Source organism: Chlorobium sp. (assembly GCF_036528655.1).
Classification (GTDB): domain Bacteria; phylum Bacteroidota; class Chlorobiia; order Chlorobiales; family Chlorobiaceae; genus Chlorobium.
Genome location: NZ_JAIGND010000018.1, coordinates 1 through 10,644 on the forward strand (window position 1 = coordinate 1; position 10,644 = coordinate 10,644).

11 protein-coding genes are annotated in these 10,644 nt (G+C 53.6%); 9 read left to right on the forward strand and 2 right to left on the reverse strand.

Annotated elements, in window-relative coordinates; translation table 11 throughout:
* Positions 1–134 precede the first annotated feature (134 nt).
* The 3 genes from K4305_RS05375 (at position 135) to K4305_RS05385 (ending at position 3,263) form a co-directional block, all read left to right on the forward strand.
* Positions 135–596, forward strand: a complete 462-nt coding sequence (locus K4305_RS05375; RefSeq protein WP_331561375.1) for a precorrin-2 dehydrogenase/sirohydrochlorin ferrochelatase family protein — start codon at positions 135–137, stop codon at positions 594–596.
* A 173-nt stretch (positions 597–769) separates the two neighbouring features.
* Positions 770–2,134 (forward strand): uroporphyrinogen-III C-methyltransferase, encoded by a 1,365-nt coding sequence (gene cobA / locus K4305_RS05380; protein ID WP_331561376.1) that lies wholly within the window; start codon positions 770–772, stop codon positions 2,132–2,134.
* Between the two features lie 358 nt (positions 2,135–2,492).
* Positions 2,493–3,263, forward strand: coding sequence for an arylamine N-acetyltransferase family protein (locus K4305_RS05385; RefSeq protein WP_331561377.1), 771 nt, complete (start codon positions 2,493–2,495; stop codon positions 3,261–3,263).
* A gap of 51 nt (positions 3,264–3,314) precedes the next feature.
* Here the strand turns inward: K4305_RS05385 and hisF are convergent, their stop codons facing one another.
* Complete coding sequence (gene hisF, locus K4305_RS05390; RefSeq protein WP_331561378.1) at positions 3,315–4,070, reverse strand: imidazole glycerol phosphate synthase subunit HisF; 756 nt, start codon at positions 4,068–4,070, stop codon at positions 3,315–3,317.
* A 263-nt stretch (positions 4,071–4,333) separates the two neighbouring features.
* A complete protein-coding gene (locus K4305_RS05395) occupies positions 4,334–4,456 on the reverse strand; it encodes a hypothetical protein (protein ID WP_331561379.1) in 123 nt (40 codons plus the stop codon).
* Here K4305_RS05395 and K4305_RS05400 point away from each other — a divergent pair.
* From K4305_RS05400 to K4305_RS05425, 6 genes are all read left to right on the forward strand, one after another.
* On the forward strand, positions 4,455–4,790 hold the full coding sequence (locus tag K4305_RS05400) for a hypothetical protein (RefSeq protein WP_331561380.1): 336 nt from the start codon (positions 4,455–4,457) through the stop codon (positions 4,788–4,790). The two genes, K4305_RS05395 and K4305_RS05400, sit on opposite strands and share 2 nt — an antisense overlap.
* Positions 4,791–4,831: 41 nt before the next feature.
* On the forward strand, positions 4,832–5,884 hold the full coding sequence (locus K4305_RS05405) for an NAD(P)/FAD-dependent oxidoreductase (protein ID WP_331561381.1): 1,053 nt from the start codon (positions 4,832–4,834) through the stop codon (positions 5,882–5,884).
* The gene (locus K4305_RS05410; RefSeq protein WP_331561382.1) at positions 5,874–6,776 is read left to right on the forward strand and encodes a 1,4-dihydroxy-2-naphthoate polyprenyltransferase; all 903 of its coding nucleotides are present in this window, start codon (positions 5,874–5,876) and stop codon (positions 6,774–6,776) included. The genes K4305_RS05405 and K4305_RS05410 overlap by 11 nt, the downstream gene beginning before the upstream one ends.
* 14 nt (positions 6,777–6,790) lie before the next feature.
* Positions 6,791–7,666 (forward strand): carbon-nitrogen hydrolase, encoded by an 876-nt coding sequence (locus tag K4305_RS05415; RefSeq protein WP_331561383.1) that lies wholly within the window; start codon positions 6,791–6,793, stop codon positions 7,664–7,666.
* Positions 7,667–7,850: 184 nt separating this feature from the next.
* Positions 7,851–9,122 carry a M48 family metallopeptidase gene (locus K4305_RS05420; protein ID WP_331561384.1) on the forward strand — a complete coding sequence of 424 codons (1,272 nt, stop codon included), beginning with the start codon at positions 7,851–7,853 and terminating at the stop codon, positions 9,120–9,122.
* Positions 9,119–10,162, forward strand: a complete 1,044-nt coding sequence (locus K4305_RS05425) for an agmatine deiminase family protein (protein WP_331561385.1) — start codon at positions 9,119–9,121, stop codon at positions 10,160–10,162. Before K4305_RS05420 ends, K4305_RS05425 begins: the two co-directional genes overlap by 4 nt.
* Positions 10,163–10,644 lie beyond the last annotated feature (482 nt).

The following is a 10,644-nucleotide window of genomic DNA, read 5'->3' on the forward strand; positions in this document are numbered from 1 at the left end:
CTAACCAGCTAACCAGCTAACCAGCTAACCAGCTAACCAGCTAACCAGCTAACCAGCTAACCAGCTAACCAGCTAACCAGCTAACCAGCTAACCAGCTAACCAGCTAACCAGCTAACCAGCTAATCGAGCATTAATGAAAAAAGTATTTCTCCCGATCAACGTCCGGATCGACAATAAAAAAATACTGTTCGTCGGCGGCGGCAAGATCGCCATGCACAAGATTCAGACTGTCGAGCAGTACACCGGGAACATCACCATTCTCGCTCCGGAGATTCATCAGTACCTGCAGGGCAAGGGGTTTACCGAAATCGTGAAGCGTTACGAGCCAGCAGATCTCGAAGGGGCTTTTCTCGTCTATGCGAGCACGAACGACGAGGAGGTGAACCGTCAGATAAAGGAGGACGCCGAACGGCTCGGTATTCTCGTGAACGTGGTCGATAACCGTGAGCTGTCGAGCTTCATTTCGCCGGCGGTAATCCGCAAGGACGAAATGACCATCACCGTCTCGTCGAACGGGGAGAATGTGAAAAAATCGGTCGCATGGCGAAATAAAATAAGGGAGATGATGCGCGAGGATGACACGCTCCTGCAGTAAACGGAATAGAAAAGGGCACCTCTATAACGTTATTGCGCACCCAAATTGCTCGGGTTGGTAGGTGCTCGAAATCCTCATGTACTGCGGTGTACACTCCGGTTTCTCCGCTCCGTCCGCCTTGCACTTTGATCGCTCATCACACTTTTTAGAGGTGCCCATAAAGAAGTACAACTATGACAACCATCGAAACAGGAAAAAAAGGATATGTCTACATTATCGGCGCGGGACCGGGCGATCCGGAACTGCTGACTGTCAAGGCCCGGCGGGTGCTTCATGATGCAGACGTGATTCTTTACGACGACCTCGTCTCGCTCGAGCTGGTCGATCAGTTCAACGGGCAGAAGATCTACACCGGAAAACGCAAGGACAGCCACCACTTCGAGCAGGAGGAGATCAACCTTGAGATCGTGCGTCATGCGCTGCAGGGCAGAATAGTGGCCCGGCTGAAGGGCGGCGATCCCTTCGTTTTCGGCAGGGGAGGAGAGGAGATCGACGAGTTGCGTAAAAACGGCGTGGGGTACGAAATCATTCCCGGCATCACGGCCGCGCACGGCGCGAGTGCCTACACCGAAATACCGCTCACCATGCGCAAGGTATCTTCGTCTGTTGCATTCTGCACCGGCCATCCGGTCAGCAGCATCCAGGTGCCGGACGCCGATACGCTGGTCTACTACATGGTGGCATCAACCGTGCACGACGTGCTCGACGCGGTTGCCGCAAAGGGCCGCAGCGGGGATACGAAAGTGGCCGTGGTGCAGAATGCGACGCGCTACAACCAGCAGGTGTTCACCGGCACGCTCGACGAGTTCAGAACGCGCGAGCGGGCGGTCTATTCGCCGGCACTTCTCATCATCGGCGACAATATCTCCCGGTTCATAGCCGACAACTGGCATTCGAAAAAAAGGAAGGTGCTCATTACGGGAGGCGAGGCGAAACGCTACAGCAGCAGGGATTACATCATGGTGCACTTCCCCTGCCGGCAGATAGAGGGCGCCGACCTCGACCTCGTGCGCCGTTCGTTCGATGATATCCGGAGCTACAGCGTGCTGCTCTTCCAGAACAAGTTTTCGGTGAAATATTTTTTCAAGTACCTGTTTGACACCGGACGCGACGTCCGTCATCTTGCGCACAACCGCATCTGCACCACCGGCAAGGCCGCCGCCGCCGAACTGCAGCAGTATGGCGTTATTGCCGACCTTACGCTCGACAGCGAAGGGTGCGGCGACATCATCGCGCTTTGCCGTGAGCACGCCGTCACGAGCGAGAACATCCTCCTGCCCGGCTCGAACCTGCACGACGAGTTTCTCAAGGGCGGCCTTCAGTCGCTCGGCAACCGGGTTACACCGCTTTGCGTTTACAGGCACGGAGCGCAGGAACTCGAGCAGAGCGTCGATTTCGCCTTTATCGACGAAATCTTCTTCGCTTCGCCTTCGTGCGTCAATAACTTCAGCACCATGTTCGCAACGATTCCCGAGCGCATTACCATCACCTGCGCCGATGCGCGGACGGAAGAGGAGTACCGGAAGGTGTTCGGGTGAGAGCTTTTCTGCCTGGTATCTGTTATCGCTCCGGCTGTACAGGGTAACCGGATTATTTCAGACAGAGAGATGTGTATCCTGAGTGAGTGTTTGCGTGATTGTGAGGCGGGTTAACCTGTCGTTTTTTTAAATCCCGCGGGGATGGCGTGTCACGGTGCGCAATCCCGAGATGCACAGGTATCAGGTATCTATATGTGATAATTCATGATGGCGGGTTTAAAGGAGGGATGGTATTCCTGTCGGCAATCAAGTTTTGTCTGAGATTTTGTAGTGAGGATCAGTTGTGTGTTTAAGTTTACGTAATTGCGAGCGTCCCCATTCTGTTCCATTCTGTTTCCAATCTGTTTGGGAGAGGATTATGAAAGCAGGAAATTTCGATCTTCAGGCGTATTTCAATCGCATCGGGTTCGGGGGGGATGGTGCGGCCGATGTTGCGATATTGCGGGAGATGATGCGTTGCCAGCTTTATACTGTTCCTTTCGAGAATCTCGATGTGCAGGCGGGTAAGGTGGTTTCGCTGGTGCCGGAGGAAGTATATTCGAAAATCGTGAAAAGGAGGCGTGGGGGGTATTGCTATGAGGTGAACGGTGTGTTTGCCATGGCGCTTGACGCGCTTGGCGTTCCGTACCGGTTCGTGGCGGCTCGTCCCATGACTTATTCTGTGCGTCGTCCCAGGACGCATATGGCCATTGTTGCGAACATCGGGGACGAACGGTGGCTTTTCGATCTTGGTTTCGGCAGCTACGGTATCCGGGAACCTCTTAATCTTGAATGGCTTGACCGGGATATTCCGCAGGGAACGGATGCTTTCAGGCTGACGGGAAGCGCTGAAGGGGAGTATCTGCTGCAGCTGGTTTGCAAGGGTAAGCGGTCAAATCTTTACGAGTTCAATCTTTCGCCGCAGGAGTGGGTGGATTTCGAGCCGGCAAATTATCTTAATTCGACCCATCCGGATTCGATTTTCGTTCGCTCGCTTATGGTTGTGCTGCAGACTCCGACCGGGAAGAAAGTGCTTCACGGAGAGCGTTTCAGGGTGGTGTCGGAAGGCGGAACAGAGGAACGGCCGGTCGTGCCTGAAGCGTTGCCGTCGCTGCTTGAGCGGGAGTTTCTGCTCGATGTTCGGATGTAGGTCCGGTTGCTTTTTCAGGGAGACGCTCCTGTCGGATGCAGGTACGGTTCTTCAGAGTCTTACGGGAATTCCGCGTTCCCGCAGGTACGCTTTCGCTTCGCGAATGGTGTATTGACGGAAGTGGAAGATGGATGCGGCAAGCGCTGCGTCGGCTTTTCCTCTGGTGAATCCGTCGTAGAGGTGTTCGAGGTTTCCGGCTCCTCCGGAGGCGATGACGGGAATATGCACCGAGGTCGAGACTTTCGAGAGGATGTCGTTGTCGTATCCTTCCTGTGTGCCGTCGCGATCCATGCTTGTGAGGAGTATTTCTCCTGCGCCGAGTTCCTGCACGCGCTGTGCCCATTCGACGGCTTCGAGCGAGGTCGGGGTTTTTCCTGAACGGGTATGGACGATATGTCGTCCGTTTTTCTTTTTGACGTCTATGGCTACCACGACGGCCTGGGATCCGTATTTTTCGGCGATGCGGGAGATGAGTTCGGGGTTATCTACCGCTGCGGTATTGACGGAGACCTTGTCTGCGCCGTGCATGAATACTTCGCGGGCCCGTTCGACGGAGCTGATGCCGCCTCCTACCGTAAGGGGAATGAATACCTCGCCCGATACCTTGAGTACTTCTTCGAGCGTCGTCCGTCGCGATTCGATCGATGCGGAGATGTCGAGAAAAACCAGTTCGTCGGCAAGTTCGTTGTTGTAGAACCGGGCTTGTTCGAGAATGGATCCCGCATCCCTGAGACCTTCGAAATTTATTCCTTTTACGACTCTTCCCCCCGTGACGTCAAGGCAGGGTATGATTCTTTTTGCTAACATGAGGCGCTTCTGTTTCGAGATTCGGCATTCATGGGTACCTCTATAACGTTATTGCGCATCCAAATTGCTCGGGTTGGTCGGTGCTCGAAATCCTCATGTACTGCGGTGTACAATCCGGTTTTTCCGCTCCGCCCGCCTTGCACTTTGATCGCTCATCACACTTTATAGAGGTACCCTCAGGAAATTGAATAAACATAAAATCTTCAACAAAATTCCAAAGGTATTATATTATGAGCGTTTTTGACGGCCGGCAGGGTTTTCCGTTAACCGTTCCGGCTGTTCATGCGACCAGTCAGATCCTGCGCATTTTCCTGGCTGTCCGGCCATATCGCGGTTGCGCCGCATGCAGGGTTTCCATTAAGCAGATAAAACATGGGAGGAGCCATGAAGTTTCCCGTTTGTGATTACGCCGATTCCCTCGACGGCTTTTATTCGCAGTGCGCAGGATGTCCGATCGAGAGCCGGGCTCCCGGCTGCGCTCTTGATGAGCTGGAGGACGGTACCTATCAGTTTATTGGAGAGACGCCGCACGGCGGAGTCAGGGCGCTTTTTTATTTCAAGGATAATGCCGGTAATCAGGTTTCGAAGTACGATGCCATCCATGTGGAAATTCATGAGCTTGACGAGTCCGGCATGCTGGTAACCATCCTTTACGGTATGGTCGATCCTGAAGGTATGATCTATCTGAAAAAGTCCTCAGGCAGCGGCGCTGCTGAATAACAGGGCATTGCAATTCATGTTCGTAAACGGCATCAACAGCCATGACACTCAATAAAGTCTATTACAGCGGCGGCGAGGAAATTCGTGATCTCACCATCGTTGGAGGGGGGCCTACAGGTATTTTCGCCGCGTTTCAGTGCGGCATGAACAATATTACCTGCCGTATCATAGAGAGCATGCCGCAGCTTGGCGGTCAGCTTGCCGCTCTTTATCCCGAGAAACATATTTACGATGTTGCCGGTTTTCCCGAGGTTCCTGCAGCAGGCCTCGTCGACAGTCTCTGGAAGCAGGCTGAACGGTATCATCCGGAGGTGGTGCTGGGCGAGGCTGTCGCTCGTTACCGGAAACTCGACGACGGGTCGTTCGAAACGACGACGGTCTCGGGCAAGGTCTATATTTCCCGGGCTCTGCTTCTTGCTGCCGGTCTTGGCGCCTTTACGCCCAGAACCCTGCCTCAGCTCGGCGATGTCTCTCATCTCGAAGGGTCGTCGATTTTTTATTCCGTCAGGAATGTCAGCGATTTTGCCGGTAAGAAGGTTGTGATCGTCGGCGGCGGCGATTCGGCGCTCGACTGGACGGTGGGTCTTCTGCATGCAGCCGAGCGGGTGACGCTGGTGCATCGGATGCATGAGTTCCAGGGACATGGCAAAACGGCCCGCGAGGTCGAGGAGGCACGGGAAAACGGCGCGATCGGGGTGTATATGGATTCCGAGGTTTTCTCGATAGAGACGGTTGAGGGCGTGCTGAAAAGAGTGGCGCTGTCGAAAAAGAACGGCAGCGTCGTCGAACTCGAAGCCGATCGCCTGCTGATTCTGATCGGGTTCAAGTCGAATCTCGGTCCGCTTGCGGAATGGGATCTCGAGCTTGCCGATAACGCGCTTGTCGTGGACAGCCATATGAAGACCTCGATTGATGGTCTTTATGCGGCCGGAGACATCGCATGGTATCCGGGCAAGCTGAAGATCATCCAGACAGGCCTTTCCGATGCGGCCATGGCTGTCCGCCACAGTCTCACCTATATCAGGCCCGGGGAAAAGATCAGGCATACGTTCAGCAGCGTTAAAATGGCAAAGAAGAAGAGAAATGAGCAGTAACGTTTCGCCCGGAGGTGCAGTTACTCCGTTTCAGGCGTGGATGCTCGCCATCCGTCCGAAGACGCTTCCCGCCGGGGCGATGCCGGTTGTGCTCGGGAGCGCCCTTGCGGCAGCTGACGGAAAGTTCCACCTGCTTCCGGCTTTTGTTGCGCTGGTGTGCGCTCTTGGCATACAGGTGGCGACCAACTTCATCAACGAGATTTACGATTTCCGCAAAGGTGCGGATACGTCGGATCGACTTGGCCCGACGCGGACCGTTGCGGCAGGAATTATCAGCGAAGGGGTGATGATTCGGGTGTCGGCCGGTCTTTTGATCGGGGTGTTCATGCTTGGCATGTATCTGGTCTATGTTGCCGGATGGCCGATTTTTCTTATCGGGGTGCTTTCGCTGCTTTTTGCCTGGGCTTATACGGGTGGCCCCTGGCCGATCGCTTATTCGGGACTTGGCGATATTTTCGTGTTCGTGTTTTTCGGTCTGGTTGCGGTCGGTGGCACCTATTATGTGCAGGCATTCAGTCTTGATTTTCCGGTTCTTTTTGCCGCTGCAGCGCCGGGCGCTTTTTCCGTCAATATCCTGCTGGTCAATAATATCCGCGACATTGCGACGGACCGTACGGTAGGGAAGATGACGCTTCCGGCTCGCATCGGCGGGGAGAATGCAAGAAGACTGTATGTGCTGCTGACGGCTCTGGCCTATCTGATGCCGGTGGTTGTATGGCTCAATGGCTATTCCGCCTGGGGGATGCTCTCCGTCCTCTCTTTTCCGCTTGCTTATGGCATGATCAGAAAGCTCTATGCTTCCGAGGGGAAGGATCTCAATGGAGTGCTTGCCGGAACCGGCAAGGTGATGACGATCCATGGTATTCTGTTTTCTCTGGGACTTCTTTTTTAATTCTTTTTTGATCGATGAGTACGGAAATTGTTTCAATAGCGCTTGTGCAGACATCCTGCACGGCAGATCCCCGGGATAATCTTGAGAAAGCCTGTCTGAAGATACGGGAAGCGGCTGCTTCGGGGGCCCGTATCGTCTGCCTTCAGGAGCTGTTTACCACGCTTTATTTCTGCCAGACCGAGGATTACGGGCCGTTCGACTATGCCGAACCCGTTCCGGGTCCTTCGACGGATCGGTTGCAGGATCTTGCCCGTGAACTGGAGGTGGTGATCGTGGCTTCGCTGTTCGAGAAGAGGGCCAGAGGCCTGTACCATAATACCGCAGCGGTGATCGATGCCGATGGACGGTATCTCGGCAAGTATCGCAAGATGCATATACCCGATGATCCGGGGTTTTACGAAAAGTTTTATTTTACGCCGGGCGATCTGGGTTACAGGGTGTTCGATACCCGTTATGCGTGTATCGGCGTGCTGATATGCTGGGATCAGTGGTATCCGGAGGCTGCAAGGCTTACCGCACTGCGCGGGGCGGAAATCCTCTTTTATCCGACGGCTATCGGTTGGGCATCGTCTGAAGAGTCTCAGGAGGTGCGTCGGGCCCAGCATCAGGCGTGGAAAACCATGCAGCTTTCCCATGCTGTTGCCAATGGCGTTTTTGTGGCCGCGGCGAACCGTGTCGGCGTTGAGGGGGAACTCGAGTTCTGGGGTCAGAGTTTCGTCAGCGATCCGTTCGGCCAGGTGATAGCGGAAGCCGCTCATCAGGATGAAGCCATTCTCATGGCTTCCTGCGACCGCAGCCGGATAGGGTTCTACCGCGCTCACTGGCCGTTTCTGCGAGATCGGAGGATAGAGACTTACGGCGAACTGCAGAGGCGGTATATCGAAGAGTGACGATTGGTTTACGTGTTATGCGCTGAGGGTTAAGGGTTGTTTTCGCTGAAGATCTTGGGCCGTGGGCCTGAAGAGGGAGTATCGGGCACTGCGTACCCGGAAGTATCACTCGCTTTGCATCCGTTACTACGGCTCTGTTATACGGAGCTTTTTTTTTGAACAGGATTCCTGAAGATGCGCGGTTATGAATGGTTTCGGTGTTGTGGTGCTTGTGACGCTGCTTGTGACGTTTCTGTTGAAAGCGGTTGCCGATCTGCTCAATCTGAGGGTGTCATGCGGAGACCTTCCAGCGGAGTTCGAGGGGGTGTATGATCCGGAGGATTACCGGAAGTCGCAGGAGTATCTGCGGGTTACCACCAGGTTTTCCATGGCTGCTGCATCTTTTGACCTTCTGCTGCTTCTTGTATTCTGGTTTTCCGGCGGTTTCGATTTTCTTGATCGTTTCCTTCGTGAATCCGGTTTAGGAGATATTGTGACCGGGGTGCTGTACATTGCCGCTTTGATGGCGCTGCACTATGTCGTCGCGCTTCCGTTCACTCTTTATCGTACCTTCGTGATAGAGGAGCGTTTCGGTTTCAACAGGACCACACCGGTTGTGTTTGCCGGCGATATATTCAAGTTGCTGCTGCTTGCCGCGATTATCGGCGTTCCGGCCATAGCGCTTCTGCTCGCTTTTTTTACGTTTGCCGGCGCGGCAGCCTGGCTTTGGGCATGGGGTGCTTTCGTGCTGTTTTCTGTTGTGCTGCAGTATGTCGCTTCTTCCCTGATCATGCCGATTTACAATCGTTTCGAGCCTCTCGGGGATGGGCCCCTGAAGAGGGCGATCCTGGGGTATGCCGCGAAAACGGGTTTTCCCCTTTCGGGTATTTTCGTTATAGACGGTTCAAGGCGCTCGTCAAAGGCAAACGCTTTTTTTACCGGATTCGGTCGCCGAAAACGGATCGCGCTTTTCGATACCCTGATCGCCAATCATACGGTGGACGAACTTGTGGCCGTGCTTGCCCATGAGACCGGGCATTTCAGGAAGCGTCATGTGGTGATCAATATGGTAATCGGCATGCTCAATCTCGGCATCATGTTTTATCTGTTGTCGATTTTCATGAATAACCGTGAGCTTTTCGATGCCTTTTTCATGACGGATCTTTCGGTGTACGGCAGCTTCGTCTTTTTTATGCTGCTTTACACGCCGGCGGAATTTCTGCTCTCCATTCTGCTGCAAGGGCTTTCGCGCAGGCATGAGTATGAGGCCGATGCCTATGCTGTCGCTACCGTGGATCGCAAAGAGGCGCTTGCCGATGCCTTGAAGAAACTCTCGCGCAGCAATCTTTCGAATCTTACGCCCCATCCGCTCTACGTTTATCTCAACTACTCCCATCCGCCGGTGCTCGACCGTATCCGGAGAATACGGCAGCTCGCTGCAGCGGAGATATCAACAGTAACTTATCGCATACCATGACAGATTACAGATACATCATGCCTCCCGAATGGGCGCCCCACAAGGCGACCTGGCTTTCATGGCCGCACAAGCTTGAGTCGTGGCCGGGGAGATTCGAGCCGGTTCCGGCGGTTTTTGCCGAGATTGCCGCGTGGCTGAGCACTTCAGAGGAGGTGCATATCAATGTGCTCGACGAGGAGATGCGGGAGGAGGCCCGCAGGCTCATCCAGGCAGACAGGCATGTCGAAGCGGTTATGGAGCGTGTGTTTTTTCATCCGATTCCTACCAACGATGCCTGGTGCCGCGATCATGGTCCGAACTATGTTTTCCGGCGTTGCGGCGAACGAACGGAGAAGGTGATCGTCAATTGGGAGTACAATGCATGGGGAGGGAAATACGAACCGTATGACGATGACAATGCTGTGCCGGAAAGGGTCGGAGCGATTCAGAATTTACCTGTCGTATCGACGGGTATGGTGCTCGAAGGCGGCGCGATCGACGTGAACGGCAAAGGGCTGCTGCTGACGACCGAGGCATGTCTTCTCAATCCCAACAGGAATCCCTCGATGAATCGCGAAGAGATCGAGGGACAGCTTCGGAACTATCTCGGGGCCGAGAAGGTCATCTGGCTTGGCGAGGGTATTGCAGGAGACGATACCGATGGTCATGTTGACGATATGTCGCGTTTTGTGCATGAAACCACCATAGTGACCGCGGTGGAAGATGATTCCGGGGATGAGAACTATGGGCCTCTTCTCGATAATTATGAGCGACTGCAAGCCTCTGCCGGCCTTGACGGCCGTCCTCTCGATATTGTGAAATTACCTATGCCGGAACCAGTTTATTATGAAGGAGAACGCCTGCCGGCAAGCTATGCAAATTTCTATATAGCAACGTCGGTCGTTCTGGTACCGACCTATCGTTCCCGGCGCGACCGTATTGCCCTTCAGGTGCTGCAGGATTGTTTTCCGGACAGAAGGGTTGTCGGTATTGATTGTTCCGATCTCATATGGGGACTCGGGGCCATACATTGCATTACCCATGAAGAGCCGTTGTTGTAGTTGTTCCGAACCGTTTTCAGTTTGCAGGTGTCTCATATTGTTACGATATGTCCTGTTATGAGACATTATTATTCATAAAGTGAGACAGTTCCTGCTGTCCGAGTGTTCGATGTTTTTTTTGTTGTGATGCGTTAACTCTATATAATTAAATAGCTTGGTTGTTAATATCGATGGTTTGGCACGAAGTTTGTATATGTAATGATGAAATTCCTCACGCCCGTGAGGATGATCAGGTGTAATGGGGGACACCTGATCAGGAAAAAAAGCGGCTGCAAAGCCGCTTTTTTTTTGTGGATTTGTCGATGTTAATGGAAAAAAGAGTGCTGCATCGGATCGGATCGCGGGGTATTGTTTTATGATTGTGTTCCATATTGAGACGGTCAGGATTGAAAACGAGACGTTATGTATCGGTTATCGGGTTGTTTGGGGATCGTTGTTTTGTTCGGTCGGCCAGAGCGGGGCGTCTGTATTGAGTATAAGGA